15 protein-coding genes are annotated in these 13,947 nt (G+C 63.4%); 6 read left to right on the plus strand and 9 right to left on the minus strand.

Going from position 1 to position 13,947, the window contains the following annotated elements; translation table 11 throughout:
- Positions 1-273: 273 nt before the first annotated feature.
- The gene (locus tag GRI97_RS07825; RefSeq protein WP_235917643.1) at positions 274-936 is read left to right on the plus strand and encodes an outer membrane protein; all 663 of its coding nucleotides are present in this window, start codon (positions 274-276) and stop codon (positions 934-936) included.
- 152 nt (positions 937-1,088) lie between these two features.
- The gene (locus tag GRI97_RS07830) at positions 1,089-1,745 is read left to right on the plus strand and encodes an outer membrane protein (protein WP_161390484.1); all 657 of its coding nucleotides are present in this window, start codon (positions 1,089-1,091) and stop codon (positions 1,743-1,745) included.
- A gap of 60 nt (positions 1,746-1,805) precedes the next feature.
- Here the strand turns inward: GRI97_RS07830 and GRI97_RS07835 are convergent, their stop codons facing one another.
- On the minus strand, positions 1,806-2,300 hold the full coding sequence (locus GRI97_RS07835; RefSeq protein ID WP_161390485.1) for an invasion associated locus B family protein: 495 nt from the start codon (positions 2,298-2,300) through the stop codon (positions 1,806-1,808).
- Positions 2,301-2,506: 206 nt separating this feature from the next.
- On the opposite strand from GRI97_RS07835, the gene GRI97_RS07840 reads away from it, so the two are divergent.
- Together GRI97_RS07840 and GRI97_RS07845 are read left to right on the plus strand one after the other, a co-directional pair.
- A complete protein-coding gene (locus tag GRI97_RS07840) occupies positions 2,507-3,145 on the plus strand; it encodes an OB-fold-containig protein (RefSeq protein WP_161390486.1) in 639 nt (212 codons plus the stop codon).
- 26 nt (positions 3,146-3,171) lie between these two features.
- Complete coding sequence (locus GRI97_RS07845) at positions 3,172-4,947, plus strand: flotillin family protein (RefSeq protein WP_161390879.1); 1,776 nt, start codon at positions 3,172-3,174, stop codon at positions 4,945-4,947.
- Positions 4,948-4,979: 32 nt separating this feature from the next.
- Here GRI97_RS07845 and GRI97_RS07850 read toward each other — a convergent pair whose 3' ends face one another.
- The gene (locus tag GRI97_RS07850; protein WP_161390487.1) at positions 4,980-5,183 is read right to left on the minus strand and encodes a hypothetical protein; all 204 of its coding nucleotides are present in this window, start codon (positions 5,181-5,183) and stop codon (positions 4,980-4,982) included.
- A complete protein-coding gene (locus tag GRI97_RS07855; RefSeq protein WP_161390488.1) occupies positions 5,183-5,413 on the minus strand; it encodes a DUF4169 family protein in 231 nt (76 codons plus the stop codon). Before GRI97_RS07855 ends, GRI97_RS07850 begins: the two co-directional genes overlap by 1 nt.
- A 152-nt stretch (positions 5,414-5,565) precedes the next feature.
- On the opposite strand from GRI97_RS07855, the gene GRI97_RS07860 reads away from it, so the two are divergent.
- Positions 5,566-6,717: a DUF3734 domain-containing protein gene (locus GRI97_RS07860; protein WP_161390489.1), complete on the plus strand. Its 1,152-nt coding sequence runs from the start codon at positions 5,566-5,568 to the stop codon at positions 6,715-6,717.
- A gap of 64 nt (positions 6,718-6,781) precedes the next feature.
- On the opposite strand, the gene GRI97_RS07865 is transcribed toward GRI97_RS07860, so the two are convergent.
- The 4 genes from GRI97_RS07865 to GRI97_RS07880 form a co-directional block, all read right to left on the minus strand.
- A complete protein-coding gene (locus GRI97_RS07865) occupies positions 6,782-6,964 on the minus strand; it encodes a hypothetical protein (RefSeq protein WP_161390490.1) in 183 nt (60 codons plus the stop codon).
- 66 nt (positions 6,965-7,030) lie between these two features.
- The gene (locus GRI97_RS07870) at positions 7,031-7,369 is read right to left on the minus strand and encodes a hypothetical protein (protein WP_161390491.1); all 339 of its coding nucleotides are present in this window, start codon (positions 7,367-7,369) and stop codon (positions 7,031-7,033) included.
- A 16-nt stretch (positions 7,370-7,385) separates the two neighbouring features.
- The gene (greB, locus tag GRI97_RS07875) at positions 7,386-7,871 is read right to left on the minus strand and encodes a transcription elongation factor GreB (RefSeq protein WP_161390492.1); all 486 of its coding nucleotides are present in this window, start codon (positions 7,869-7,871) and stop codon (positions 7,386-7,388) included.
- A 63-nt stretch (positions 7,872-7,934) separates the two neighbouring features.
- Complete coding sequence (locus GRI97_RS07880) at positions 7,935-9,872, minus strand: lytic transglycosylase domain-containing protein (RefSeq protein WP_161390493.1); 1,938 nt, start codon at positions 9,870-9,872, stop codon at positions 7,935-7,937.
- Between the two features lie 101 nt (positions 9,873-9,973).
- Between GRI97_RS07880 and dapA the strand changes: the two genes are divergently transcribed.
- Entirely contained in the window at positions 9,974-10,867 is an 894-nt protein-coding gene (gene dapA, locus GRI97_RS07885; protein ID WP_161390494.1) for a 4-hydroxy-tetrahydrodipicolinate synthase, read from the plus strand.
- Positions 10,868-10,884: 17 nt separating this feature from the next.
- Here the strand turns inward: dapA and GRI97_RS07890 are convergent, their stop codons facing one another.
- Together GRI97_RS07890 and GRI97_RS07895 are read right to left on the minus strand one after the other, a co-directional pair.
- The gene (locus GRI97_RS07890; RefSeq protein ID WP_161390495.1) at positions 10,885-11,589 is read right to left on the minus strand and encodes a porin family protein; all 705 of its coding nucleotides are present in this window, start codon (positions 11,587-11,589) and stop codon (positions 10,885-10,887) included.
- A gap of 12 nt (positions 11,590-11,601) precedes the next feature.
- Positions 11,602-13,824: a TonB-dependent receptor plug domain-containing protein gene (locus GRI97_RS07895; RefSeq protein ID WP_235917645.1), complete on the minus strand. Its 2,223-nt coding sequence runs from the start codon at positions 13,822-13,824 to the stop codon at positions 11,602-11,604.
- Between the last annotated feature and the right edge of the window lie 123 nt (positions 13,825-13,947).

Consider the following 13,947-nt stretch of genomic DNA (forward strand, 5'->3'; position numbering starts at 1 on the left):
GCGGCAGCGCCCCGGAATCAAAAAAATGCGCCATTGCTGCCTTTTCTACCATGGCCGCCCAGCTGTTTTCGCCTGCGACAGGCCGTTAGCGGCAACAGGGCCTGCATTTTGTTCCCGCAGCGGGCGTCCAAATCGCACGCTTCGTCGCAGCCTATGTGTCTAAAAAATCACACATTTTCTGTTGTCTCAGGTTCAGGAAACTCTCGGTCACGCCGACCATTTCAGCAATCCGCCCAGACAAGGTTCAGGCGGAAAACTGAGATGGAGCTTTTTATGCGTAATCGTCTTGCACTCATCACCGCCGGCACGTTCGCGGTGCTCGCAACGCCAGCCCTGGCGCAGGACAACACCGCCTTCACCGGGCCGCGCGTCGAAGCACTGGTCGGCTATGACATCAGCCGCCCCGGCAGCACGGTCGACAATGACAATATCGAGGATTCCACCCGCGAAAACGTCGATGGCGTGAACTACGGCGTCGGCATCGGTTATGACATTGCCCTGGGCGGGCTGGTCGCCGGTATTGAGGGCCAGTTCATCGAATCCTCCGCCAAGACCGACTACGACACCACCAATTTCAACGGCTTCGGTGTCGGCAATGTCGAAGCCGGGCGGGATCTCTACATCGGCGCCCGGCTGGGTGCACTCGTGACGCCCAGCACTCTCGCCTATGTGAAGGGTGGCTATACCAACGCCCGCTACAATCTGCTCGCCACCGACAATGAAACCGATGTCGACGCCGATGTGGATGTCGACGGCTGGCGCGTGGGCGCCGGCGTGGAACAGGCGATCAACGAAAACTTCTTCGTGAAGGGTGAATACGCCTATTCCAATTACGGCAGCGGCGAAGTTCGACTGCCCGGCGGTTCGGAAAGCGACAGCTTCGACGTCGATGTCGACCGCCATCAGATCATGCTCGGCGTGGGTTACCGCTTCTGAGCCTGACCCGTCACGGCTGCATGACAGTTCTGTGACATTAATAGCACACACATGTTTGTTGTCTGAGGTTCAGGAAACTCGCCCCTTGGATAACCATTTAGGGTGTCCCGAAGGCAAACAAGGCCCGGGCATTAATGAGATGGAGTTTTTTTATGAATAAGCGCATTGCCCTTCTCGTCGCTGGATCGGCCGCAGTTCTCGCAACGCCCGCTCTGGCGCAGGACAGTTCGCCCTTCACCGGCCCCCGTGCAGAAGTGCTGATGGGTTATGACATCAGCAAGCTGGAAACGGACTCGCTGGACATCGACGACAATTTCGATCGCTCGATCGATGGCGTCACCTATGGTGCCGGCGTCGGCTATGACCACGCAATCGGCGGCCTGGTTGTCGGTATCGAAGGTCAGATCTTCGGCGGCGAAGCCAAGAACACCTATGACGTGTCCGGCATCAGCGATTTCTCGACCGCACGCATCTCGAACGGCCGTGATCTCTACGCCGGTGCTCGCGTCGGTGCGCTGGTGACCCCGAACACCCTGGCTTACGTCAAGGGCGGCTACACCAATGCCCAGTACAATGTCTCCGGCTTCACCTCCGCTGCGCAGGCCACTGACGCTCGCGTGGAACTGGACGGCTGGCGCGTGGGTGGCGGTCTCGAACGCGCCATCACCAACAACGTCTTCGTGAAGGGTGAATACACCTATTCCGACTACGGCAATGGCGAACTGAAGCTGGGCGATCAGACCTCGGACAGCTTCGACCTCAACACACACCGCCACCAGGTGGTTGTGGGCGCGGGCTTCCGCTTCTGATCTTTGACGATCGGTAAAAACACGAACGGCCGGGACGGAAACGTCCCGGCCCTTTTCGTATCAGCGGCGCCCGGTGCAGCCGACGCTGGCCGCGTCCATGGCGGTGGCCGCGCCTTCCAGGCTGTAGCTGTCGGAAAAATTCCGCCCGTCTGCCGAACGTGCGCTGATCGTCATCCGGCCGGCCGAACGCATCGCCGCCACGATCGCGGCATCCATCCGCCCATCGCGGGCCCAGGCATCGCCGCCGCCGCCGGTCAGCGGGAATTCCTGTGATCCCACCCGCAGTCGGATCGCCGTGTTGCGGGCCGTTCTGCGCGACAGGCGAAAATGCACCTGCCCGCGCACCTCCTGCCCGGGCCAGGTGCCGACGCTGGCAAAAGGCGCAAAATCGCCGCGCCGCCCCCCGGCCGCAATCGCATAGCAGCGCGGCCCATCGGCGTCGTGAAACGCACCCCACTGCCCGAACACGCCCAGGCTGTCCTTTGCCGCCAGCGGCGCACAGACAGCGATCAGCGGAACGGCGATCAGGGCGGCAAGGCTCAGGCGGCGGATCATGGCGCCCGCTTGTGCTGGATTTTGCTGCAGATGGAAACTGCAACATCGATCGGGCAGGGCTGCCCGCCCCGCAGACGATTTATTTTCATAATTGTTGCGCCTGAAACCGGTTTGGCTGGATTCTCTACCGGATTCATAGTTTGATGGCCGCGAACAGGATTCGACAAACAGGGAGGGCCCAGCCGATATGCGGCGGGCGGGGATGCATGAGCCTTCTGGCTGACCACAATCTGCCTTTCGCCGCCGCGCTGGTGCTGATGGCCCTGATCGCTCTGCTGCAATTGTTTGGCGTGGCCGACATGTTCGGGGACGCAGATCTCGATATGGATGCCGACGCCGATGGCCATGCTGCCGGGGCGGGCGAGGGGCTGCTCAGCCTGCTGGGCATCGGCCGGGTGCCCTTCATGATCTGGCTGACGATGTATCTGCTGCTGTTTGCCGCATTGGGTGTCGGGGTGCAGGGGCTGGCGCAATCGCTGCTCGGCGCGCCGCTCGACATGTGGCTCGGCGCTGCCGCCACCGGCGTGCTGACCCTGCCGGTGGCCGGCGCACTGTCGCGCCCGCTCGGCCATATTTTGCCGCAGGATGAAACCACCGCCGTCGGGCTGGACAGCCTGGTCGGCCGGCGCGGGCGGATCGCCCATGGCCGGGCCGCCGCCAACTATCCGGCCCGCGCCCGGGTGGAGGATATCCACGGCCATCCGCACCACGTCATGGTCGTGCCGCACGATCCCGCCGCGCAGATTGCCGAGGGCGAAGAGATCCTGCTCGTGCGGCGAGAGAACGAGATTTTTTACTGTGTGACACTGGAAGAGCGGCGATTGGCGCCGCTGGGCAATTCCTGAAGGGGATATAGATGGGCTATGATTTCATGACATTGGCGACACTGGTCGGCGGGGCATTCCTGTTCCTGCTGATCATCGGGTTCATGCTGGCCAAGCTGTATCGTCGGGCAAGCAAGGAAGTCGCCTTCGTCCGGACGGGCGTCGGCGGGGAACGGGTGGTCATGAACGGCGGCGCGCTGGTGCTGCCGGTCTTCCATGAAACCATGCCGGTGAACATGAACACCGTCCGTCTGGCGGTGGAACGCAAGAACCAGGACGCGCTGATCACGCTGGATCGGCTGCGGATCGACGTGAAGGCGGAATTCTACGTTCGCGTGCGCCCCGATGCCGGCGCCATCGCCATGGCCGCCCAGACGCTGGGTCAGCGCACCATGCATCCCGAAGCATTGAAGGATCTGGTCGAAGGCAAATTCGTCGATGCGCTGCGCTCGGTCGCGGCCGGCATGAGCATGAACGAACTGCATGAACAGCGGGCCGATTTCGTGCAGAAGGTGCAGCAGGTCAGCTCCAACGATCTGGCCATGAACGGGCTGGAACTGGAATCCGTTTCCCTCACCGGGCTCGATCAGACCAGCATCGAACATTTCAACGCCAACAACGCCTTCGACGCCGAAGGTCTGACCAAGCTGACCGAGCAGATCGAAGCGCGCAAGAAATTGCGCAACGACATCGAACAGGAAACCCGCGTCCAGATCGAAACCAAGAACCTGGAAGCCGGCAAGCGCAGCTTCGAAATCGGCCGCGATACCGAATTCGCCCGGCTGGAACAGGAACGCGAGGTTGAAATGCGCCGGGCCGCCCAGATGGCGGAAGTCGCGCGGGAACAGGCGCTCCGCAACCAGGAATCGGAAAGCGCCCGGATCGATGCCAAGCGCGAAATCGATGGCCGCCAGATCGAGGCGGACCGGGCCATTGAAGAGGCGCGCATTGCCCAGAAGCAGGCGCTCGATATCGCCCGCCAGGAACAGCAGATCGCGGTCCAGAACAAGAGCCGCGAAGAAAGCCAGGCCAAGGCGCAGGCCGATGAAGCCCGTGCCAAGGCCATCGCGGCCGAAGAATCCGTCACCACCTCACGCGACACCGAAATCGCCGAGCGTGAAAAGCGCATCGAACTGATCGAAGCGGCCAAGGCGGCCGAACGCGATGCCATCCGCCTGAAGGTTCAGGCAGAGGCGGAACGCGACGCTGCCAGCAACCGCGCCGCCGCCGTCCGGCTGGAGGCAGAGGGTGATGCAGAGGCTGCCAAGCTGCGCGCCGAAGCGGACCGCGTCCGCTTCGAAGTGGAGGCTGCCGGTCAGCGCGCCGTCAACGAAGCGGCCAATCTGCTCTCGATGGATCAGATCTCGCTGCAGACCAAGCTGGCCCTGCTCAAGGTCCTGCCGGAACTGGTCCGCGAAAGCGCCAAGCCGCTCGAAGCGATCGATTCGATCAAGATCGTGCAGGTCGATGGCCTGACCCAGCGCGGCGGCAATGGCGGCGGCGGGGCAGGGGGCTCTGCCGCCATCGGCGGCACCGGCAATCTGGCGACTGATGCGGTCTCGGCCGCGCTCGCCTACCGTGCCCAGGCGCCGGTGCTTGATGGTCTGCTGAAAGAACTGGGGCTCGACGGCAGCTCGCTCAACGGGCTGGTGCAGGGCGTCTCGGGCGCTGTTGCGGCGTCCTCAGGCGGAGGCAGCGCGCCCTCAGGCGCAGGCAGCGCGTCCGCTTCGGTGCCCGCAACGGCATCGGGAACGCAGTCGGTTTCCGCTCCCGCCCGGGTCAGCCGCAGCAGCACGACCTTCGATCTCAACGACGAAAATTAAGCACTCCGGGCCGGCATCATCGCGATGCCGGCCTATTCCTCGACCATGTCGAGATAGGCGACCACATCATTGTCCGTCGCCAGGAACAGGCCTTCCTGCACCGCTTCCGATTGCTGGCTGGCGATGACCATCGCCTCGGATAAAGATCCATAAAACAGCGTGTTGGCGGAACCACCTTCGATCCCGTCATCCAGATGATACAGCCTGACGCTGGCCTCGCCGAAGGTCGATCGCATCAGCCTTCGCCCGGCTCACGCGCGATCAGGCTGACGATCCTGTCGGACTTCGCCGCCCCTTCCAACTGCGCCCCATCCAGCGTCCGCAGGATCCGCTCGGCTTCCGCCTTCACGCTCGCCTTGCCCGATTTCGTCTGCCCGAACCGCGCCCGATTGGCCGCCGCCTGCGCCTCTTCCCCGGCTCGCTTGGCGGCCTTACGTGCTTGACGCAAATTGACAATTTCGGCCACGGCCCGTTCCTCTGGCTGGCGGATTGATCCGCCGTTCGTGCCCTCATATGCCCTCCCGGCGCACAGGCCAAGGGGCCGCGGCGGGCCAGTCCGATAATGGATCACCGGCCTTCCATGTTGCAATGCGGCATCGGACGGGCCACATCTTCGCCATGGCAAAACCGGCACCCAGCAACCCGGCGAAGGAGCCGGTCTTCCTCGTCTTTCAGGGCGGCGGCGCGCTCGGCGCCTATCAGGCGGGCGTGTATGAAGCTCTGCACAAGGGCGGCTATGAGCCTGAATGGCTTGCTGGAATTTCGATCGGCGCGATCAATTGTGCGATCATCGCCGGCAATCCACCCGAACAGCGCCTGCCCCGCCTGCGCCAATTCTGGGATCGCGTATCGGAACTTGTGCCTGTTCCCTGGCCGGCCGAAAGCGGCATCGGCCGCCGCCTGTTCAACGAAACCTCCGCCGCGATCACCGCCATGGCCGGGGCGCCCGGTTTCTTCACCCCGCGCATGCCGCCGCCCTTCGCCGCCACTCCGGGCAGCGAGGCCGCGATCAGTTTTTATGACACCATGCCCCTGCGGCAAACCCTTGTGGAACTTGTGGATTTCGATCTGCTCAACGATGGTCCGATCCGGGTCAGCGTTGGCGCGGTCAATGTGCTGAGCGGCAATCTGGTGTTCTTCGATTCCGATCGCATCCGCATCGAACCCGAACACATCATGGCCAGCGGCGCCCTGCCGCCCGGCTTCCCGCCGGTGATGATCGACGGCGAACCCTATTGGGATGGCGGCCTGGTCTCCAACACCCCGTTGCAATATGTCCTCGACACCAAACAGCCCGGCGATGCGGTGATTTTCCAGGTCGATCTGTTCTGCGCCCGGGGCGACATGCCGCAGACCCTGTCGGATGTGCTGCAGCGGGAAAAGGACATCCGCTATTCCAGCCGCACCCGCTTCAACACCGATGTGGAGAAGGAACTGGTGGCCCTGCGCGGCGCGGTCGCGCGGCTGATGGGCAAGCTGCCGCCGGAAATGCGGGATGACGCCGATGTCCAGTTCCTCTCCCGCTGTGAGGAAGAGGGCGCCGTGTCGGTCGTGCATATGATCAATCACCGAGAAGTGTTCGAATCCCAGTCCAAGGATTACGAATTCTCCCGCCTGACGGTGAACAGCCACTGGCACGACGGCCATCGCGACGCGGCCAAATCGATCAGCCACCCCGCCTGGCTCGATCGGGTAAGGCACAGTTCCGGCATCATGACTTTCGACCTCGCCGGCGCCGTGGGCAAAGTCGATGCGCAGATGGTGGTGTGATTTTGCTGGCAAAACATTGCAGTGGGATGGTTTTTCAGAACCGACTGCTCAACAAGGCGGCGTCTCAGTCAGTTGCAATCGGCTTGGAGCGCCCCCGAAGCCTGTCGATCAGCATCCAGGATCCGGCAATGGCGCCAATTGCAAAAGAGCCATAGAAGAAAGTCCGCCACTCGGCGCCATCTCTAATGAGCGCGGCAGTGAAATGCGATCCTGCTGCAACATAAATAATGCGTTGGGCAATTGTCATGAGAATATCATGAAGCAGGGTATTGATATCTGCAATATAGTGTTTTGAAGCAGCCCGAACCGTGTCTTATCCCAATCGTATATCCATCGTCCCGGCCATGGCGATCCAGACCAGCGCCGCGCCCACCCACAGCACCAGCGCATAGCAGGCACGCCGCAGGGCAGGGGCGGTGCCTTGTCGCGCAAGCCTGCGGTTGATCAGCCCGGCAATGGGGAAGGCCAGGCCCCACAGCATGCCGGCGCCGATGGTGGCGGGCCAGACATTGTCGCCGCTCCAGCCGTTGATATTGCCGAACAGCGGAAACAGCACTGGGAAGGCGGCGTAATACAGCAACCCGCCCAGCAGGCCCATGCTCAGCAGCCCCAGTGCGGCGGCAATTGCCCCGGCGATCAGCGATTTCAGCATCCGCGCCGGTCCATCTTCAGGCCGTGGGATAGGTGATTGCGATCACTTCCCATTCCTTTTCCCCCTGCGGCAGGCGCACAGTGCGCAAATCGCCCACCGCCGCGCCGCGTAATGCGCGGGCGATCGGGGCGCTCCAGCCGATGCGATTGGCGCCCGCATCCTGCTCGTCATCGCCCACCAGCGTCAGCACGCGCTGGTTGTCATCCTCATCGGCAATGGTCACCGTCGCGCCGAAGAAGGTGCGGGTCCGATCCGGCTGTTGTGCGGGGTCGACCACACGCGCGGCTTTCATCCGCCGGGCCAGAAAGCCCAGCTCGCGATCGATCTCCCGCATCCGCTTCCGGCCATAAAGATAATCGCCATTTTCCGACCGGTCGCCATTGCCTGCGGCCCAGCTGACGATGGCCACGATCTCCGGCCGCTCTGTGCCGAGCAGATGATCGTAACGCGCCTTCAGCCCGGCAAGCCCCGCCGGGGTGATGAGATTGGTTTTTTCAGCCATGCAGCGATGTTCGAAAGTTTCCGGCAGCAACGGACGGCGGCGCGCGCCGCCCGTGGCCTGCGATCAGCGGAGGAATTCATCCACCCCGCGGGCGCGGCCCCAGGTGGATTTGTCGGGATGCAGCGCTTCATACACCACGGCGTTTTCGATCACGCGGGTGACGTAGTTCTTGGTTTCGAAGAACGGGATCTTCTCCACCCAGTCCAGCCAGCTGATCGCGCCACTGCGCGGGTCGCCGTTCTGGTTCAGCCATTTGTTCACATTGCCGGGCCCGGCATTGTAGGCGGCAATGGCCAGCGGATAGCTGCCGTCATAACGGGCGAGCAGCCGCTGGAAGTGATTGCTGCCCAGCTGCACATTGTAACCGGCATCATCGACCAGCGACGCCGACAGATAGCTCATCCCGGCCTTCTGCGCTTCTTCCCGCGCGGTGCCCGGCATCAGCTGCATCAGCCCGCGCGCGCCGGCATGGCTGACGGCGTTCTGCGCAAACTGGCTTTCCTGCCGGGTGATCGCATGCACGATCGTCCAGTCGGTGCCGGGCGGGGGCACCAGCGTGGGGAAACCGATCTGGATGAAGCCCGGATGCCCATCGGCAGCGGCGGCATCGGCCAGATTGACCGCCAGATCGCGGCGACCGATGTTTCGCGCCAGTTCGGCCACCAGCACATGCTGGCCGATGGTTTCGGCCTGATCGGCAATTGCGCGATAGAACCTTATGCCGGTGCTCCACGGCGCGTCGCGTGCCACTTCGCTCACCGCCAGGGTGATCGGCGCAGACTGGAACGCGGCGCGTTCCTCGGCGGTCGGCTGGCCCTGCGGCGCATCGGCGAAATTGGGCAGCGGGCGGCCCAGTTCCTTCAACGCCATCTGGCCATAGAAACGGTCGCCATATTGCGCAGCCATTTCGTAATAACGCTGTGCCCCGCCGGCGTCACCGGCCTGCGCCATGGCGCGCCCGGCCCAGAAGAAGCCCTTGGAACGGGTCTGCGGCGTGCGGGCCGCGGCGCCATAACGATAGAACAGTGGCGCGGCAGAGGCGGCATCGCCCAGTTCCCACAGCGCGCGCGTGCCGCCCAGCCACATCAGCGACGTGTAATCGTCGCGCAGGCGGAAGCTCTTGGTCGAAACATCGTCACCCGGGGCAAACGCTTCATCGATCCGCGCCGCTATCTGCACCGCGCTGCGCGCGCCCGTGCCCTTGGCAACATTGAGCTGTTCGGTCACCCAGGCGGTCTGGTCGAACGGCAGCTGGGCCAGCGGTGGCCGGTTGGCCAACATGGAGGCGGCCTCCTGCGTGCGGCTCTTCTGCCGCAACTCGCGGCTGCGGTTGTAGAGATATCCGGGGTCGGACATGGCGGCCGCATCGCTGGTGCTGCCATCGGCACCCTGCAAAATCGCCAGCCGCGCCCGGAACACTTCATATCGGCCGGGGGAAGACAGCCCGATCTGCCGTTCTGCGCCGGCACGGTCACGCTGCCACAGCAGCGCATCCATGCGCGCGTCCTGATCGTCGGTCGTGAAGCTGGATCCGTAACGGCCCAGGATCGCGGCGGAGGCATTGCTGCCCATTTCCCCGCCGCGCCAGGATGCGCGCGCCAGCGGTTCGGCGGCATCGGGGCGTACGCTCATCAACGCCAGGGCATAATGCGCCTTGGCCGAATTGGTCACCGGCGGGAACCGGTCGAAAAAGGCGACGATTCGTTCCGGGGGCACGAATTCCTGGTTCAGTCGCCCTTCGGCATAGCCGCGCAGCTTGGCCTCATCCGGAAATCCGGGGTAGCTCATCAGGAAGCCCGAATAATCGTCGAACCCCATGTTGGGCGTGGCCGAAAGCTGTTCCCAACGGGCAATGCCCGCCGCGATCGCCCCCGGTTGCCGCGCCACGAGGCTGGCGCGGGCCTGATCCCATTCATTCCCCTGAGCAAGGGCCGGGGATGTTACGAAAATGCCGCTGGTGAGCAGTGCGGCGATGCATGATGAGCGAACCATGCTGGACATCTTGGGGGGCGGCTCCTTATCAGGCGCTGAACGGGGCTGGTCCCGACTGTGTGGGGAATGCTGTCTCATACAGAATAAATGTATTTTCTGGAGCGGTGCAAATGTTCTCTGGCTCAATTCCGGCACTGGTCACGCCATTTCGCGATGGTGCCGTGGATGAAGCGGCCTTCCGCCGGCTCGTCGACTGGCAAATTAAAGAGGGTTCCAGCGCGCTGGTTCCCTGCGGCACCACGGGTGAAGCCTCCACGCTGGACAATGATGAACATCATCGCGTCATCCGCATTTGCGCCGAACAGGCCGCCGGGCGCGTGCCGGTCATTGCGGGCTGCGGCAGCAATGATACGCAGACGGCGCTGTGGCACATCAAGGAAGCGACCGTTGCCGGTGCCGATGCGGCGCTGATGGTCGCCCCCTATTACAACCGGCCCAGCCAGGATGGGATGATCGCGCATTTTTCCTGGCTTGCCGAACGCAGCGAACTGCCGATCGTGCTTTACAATGTGCCCGGCCGCACCGTTACGGACATGCTGCCCGATACCGTCACGGAACTGCACCGCCGCTTCCCGGGGAAGATCGTGGCGATCAAGGATGCGAGCGGCGATCTGGCCCGCGTCACCCAGCACCGTCTGGGCGCAGGGCCGGATTTCTGCCAGCTGTCGGGCGATGATCCGCTGGCGCTGGCCGGCTATGCGCTGGGGCAGGTGGGCTGCATTTCGGTCACCGCCAATGTCGCGCCGAATCTTTCCGCCCGCTTCCACGCCGCTGCCGCCGCCGGGGATTTTCCGGCCGCGCGCGAATTGCATGATCTGCTGTTCCCGCTGCACAAGGCGATGTTTGCCGATGCCAGCCCGGCGCCGGCCAAATATGCCCTCAGCCGCCTGCATGACTGGGTCAGCGAAGAGGTGCGCCTGCCGATCCTGCCCTGCAATGAAGCCGGCCGTCAGGCGGTCGATGCGGCCCTCAGCCGGGCCGGGCTGGCTGTGGGGCTGGCCTGAGGCCAGCCCACGCCGGGTCAGAAGCGGGCGCGCAGCCCCACCGTGTAATAGCGGCCGATGGTGTCGAAATAGACCGGATTGGTTGGAAACTGGGTTTCCGGCACGATCGGCGGATCGGTGTTGAGCAGATTGTTCACGCGATAGAACAGCTGAAACCCGCGCCCTTCCTCGGCATCCGGACCCAGGTTCACCGTGCCTGACAGGTTCAGATAGAACCGGCTCGGCACGCTGTTGTCATTGATCGTGTTCAGCGCGCCGGCAACATAGCCGTCATCGCCCGGCTGGGTGTACAGCGCATCCAGCACGCCCTTGTCGATGTAACGCCCCTGCAGCGTCAGGGTGAAGCGCGGATTGACGAAGGTGACGAAGCCATTGGCGCTCCATTTCGGCGCGGCGATGGCCCCTGCCACCCCGGTCTGCCCGGCGCGGTCGATCGTCTGGCCGAAGGCGATGCTGGTCAACTGGTCGGTATAGGTGGCCAGCCCCCGCAGCATCAGCTGGTTGCGCCCGCCCAGATCGAACCGGTAATCCGCTTCGATATCCACCCCGCTGGTGCGCAGCTCTTCGAGGTTGAGGGAGATGTTGCGCACCTCGGTAATATCGTCGCCAGCCGCAATGCTGCCGTCGTTGATCAGCGCGCAGGCCGATGCCAGCCCACTCTGGTGGCAGACATTGATGATGTTCTGGAACCCGCCGGGCGGGGTGCCGATGTAATCCTTCACATTGATCTTGAATTAATCGACCGACAGCCGCAGCCCGTCGAGCGCGCCCTGCGGCTGCAGGATCATACCGATGCCCAGCGTATCGGCCTTTTCCGGGCGCACGAAGGGGCTGCCGCCATTATAGAGATCGGGGTTCTGCGCGATATTGCCTTTGAACGGATTGACGATCGGGGTGAAGGAACTGGCCGATGCCAGGAACAGCTCGGCAAAATTGGGCGCCCGGATATCGCGTGATCGGCTCACGCGGAACCGCAGCCAGTCGTTAACCTCCCAGTTTGCGCTCAACTTCCAGGCGGTCGCATCGAAGGAATTGTTGGCTTGCGTCTGCAGATAGCTGCCGAAGCCGGAAATGCGGTAATGCGTCTGCCGGATCGCGGCGTTGAGTTCCACCGCCTGCGCGCCCGGCTCATCCTTGAACACCGGCACGCCGATTTCGGCAAAGCCTTCGATCACCTCGGTCTTGCCGTTGTAGTCCGAACCGAAGTTCTGGAAATAGGCATAGAGGTTGGACAGATCGTCATGCGTCACGTCGATCCGGTCGACGCGATATTCCCCTCCCAGCGCCAGGCTGATCGGCCCGGCCGGCAACTGGGTCAGCTCGCCGGCGACATTGGCCGCCACCACATGCTGTTCCAGCTTGATGTCCTCGATCAGCGTCCCATAGATGTAATCCTTGGCCGCCGGATCGTAATTGTTAGCCCCGAACAGATTGAGCGGCACGCAGCCCTGCGCTGCCGCCCGCAAGTCCGGATCTGCACTCAGCAGCGCGCGGCAGGTCGGATTGCCGGTGGCCGGATCGACCACCGCATCGGCCGCGAAATAGAACAGCGCATTGCTCTGCGCGATCGTGGCCGGGTTGCCGATCGGAAACGCCGCCGCGCCGACGATCAGATTGTCTTCCACCCGCTGGTTGCGGTCGGTGCGGCTGTATTGATAGCTGGCGTCCCAATTCCAGCCGCCGCCGAACTTGCCGTCGATCCCCGCCGCAATGCGATAGGTGTCGGCCTTGGATGTGCTGTATCCACGGGCAAAATCATCGAAGCTGCGCGCCATGCTGAAGGCGGCCGCGCCCGGTCGCACCAGCGAAGCCGGCCCGGTCGGCTGGGTGTTCTGCCCCGCCGGCAATTGCGCCCGAACTTCGTCGGGGATGAAGGGATTGTCGGCAAAGATCGGCATGCCGGCGGTGAAGAACGATGTCTGCAGCAACTGCCCCGCCACATGGCCATAGGTGCCATCGACGAAGATCCGCAGATTGTCCGACAATTCGTAATCGGCAAAGGCGTTGAAGGAATAGCGCTGCACGGGGACGGTGATATTGGCGTTCAGATAGGTCGGGGTGTGGTCGCCGCCGATCTGGGTCAGGCCAAACGCGCGCGTGCCCGTGTCATAGGCGATCGGATTGCCATTGGCATCGAAGGTAACCCCGCCCGTGCCGAACAGATTGGTCGCGCTGCCGATGGCGCCGCCTTTCAGCACCCCGCTGCTGTTGAAGGCAAAACCACCATCATTGTTACTGCGGATGAAATTGTTCGGCCCGCCCGGATGGGTGACGATCGCGCCCGATGTGCACCAGTCGCGGGTGAAGCAATTGCCGATCCCCTTCTGGTCGGCCCATTCGCCCCCGATCACGAAATGCCCGCGATCCCCGATCGGCGAGCCGAAGGCGAGTGCGGCATGATAGCGATCGCCATCCCCCTGTTCCGATACACCATAATCGGCCTCCGCCTTCAGTCCCACCAGATCTTCGTCCAGGATGACATTGACCACCCCGGTGATCGCATCTGAACCATAGGCGGCAGAGGCACCACCGGTAACGATCTCGGTCCGTTCGATCAGGATCGAAGGAATGAAGTTCAGATCGACCGAACCTTCGCGCGTGCTGGGGGCAAACCGGCGGCCGTTCACCAGGATCAGGTTCCGCGTCACGCCCAGGCCGCGCAGATTGACGATGCGCGCGCCGACATTGAAACTACCGAAACCCTGCGTCTGCGGCCCGGTGCTGTCGCGGAAAGACGGCAGTTCGGTGATTGCTTCGGCAATATTGGTAATCCCGCGCCGCGCCAGATCATCGCTGCCCAGCGTGGTGACGGGGGAAGGGGTATCGAATGTGGTGCGCTGCAGCCGCGATCCGGTGACGACGATCGGCGCCTCGCTGGCTGGGCTTTCCGTCGGCGCGGGCGTCTCCTGCGCCATCGCGGGCATGGCGATGGTCGGTATCAGCGCGCTGGCCGCCATCAGCAGGGGGCGCGTTCGCAAGGGCTTCGGGTGGTTCACTGTGTCTCTCCCCATCGTGCAATTCTGACGAGGAGGGCGGCGATCGCCGCATCGTTCAGGCGCGCATCGCCATGCACCGGAAAT

Source organism: Croceibacterium xixiisoli (assembly GCF_009827305.1).
Taxonomy (GTDB): domain Bacteria; phylum Pseudomonadota; class Alphaproteobacteria; order Sphingomonadales; family Sphingomonadaceae; genus Croceibacterium_C; species Croceibacterium_C xixiisoli.

Coding starts and splice junctions, on each gene's coding strand:
- GRI97_RS07825 (WP_235917643.1), top strand. CDS start 274: ATGCGTAATCGTCTTGCACTCATCACCGCCGGCACGTTCGCGGTGCTC.
- GRI97_RS07830 (WP_161390484.1), top strand. CDS start 1,089: ATGAATAAGCGCATTGCCCTTCTCGTCGCTGGATCGGCCGCAGTTCTC.
- GRI97_RS07835 (WP_161390485.1), bottom strand. CDS start 2,300: ATGATCCGCCGCCTGAGCCTTGCCGCCCTGATCGCCGTTCCGCTGATC.
- GRI97_RS07840 (WP_161390486.1), top strand. CDS start 2,507: ATGAGCCTTCTGGCTGACCACAATCTGCCTTTCGCCGCCGCGCTGGTG.
- GRI97_RS07845 (WP_161390879.1), top strand. CDS start 3,172: ATGACATTGGCGACACTGGTCGGCGGGGCATTCCTGTTCCTGCTGATC.
- GRI97_RS07850 (WP_161390487.1), bottom strand. CDS start 5,183: ATGCGATCGACCTTCGGCGAGGCCAGCGTCAGGCTGTATCATCTGGAT.
- GRI97_RS07860 (WP_161390489.1), top strand. CDS start 5,566: ATGGCAAAACCGGCACCCAGCAACCCGGCGAAGGAGCCGGTCTTCCTC.
- GRI97_RS07865 (WP_161390490.1), bottom strand. CDS start 6,964: ATGACAATTGCCCAACGCATTATTTATGTTGCAGCAGGATCGCATTTC.
- GRI97_RS07870 (WP_161390491.1), bottom strand. CDS start 7,369: ATGCTGAAATCGCTGATCGCCGGGGCAATTGCCGCCGCACTGGGGCTG.
- greB (WP_161390492.1), bottom strand. CDS start 7,871: ATGGCTGAAAAAACCAATCTCATCACCCCGGCGGGGCTTGCCGGGCTG.
- GRI97_RS07880 (WP_161390493.1), bottom strand. CDS start 9,872: ATGTCCAGCATGGTTCGCTCATCATGCATCGCCGCACTGCTCACCAGC.
- dapA (WP_161390494.1), top strand. CDS start 9,974: ATGTTCTCTGGCTCAATTCCGGCACTGGTCACGCCATTTCGCGATGGT.
- GRI97_RS07895 (WP_235917645.1), bottom strand. CDS start 13,824: ATGGCGGCCAGCGCGCTGATACCGACCATCGCCATGCCCGCGATGGCG.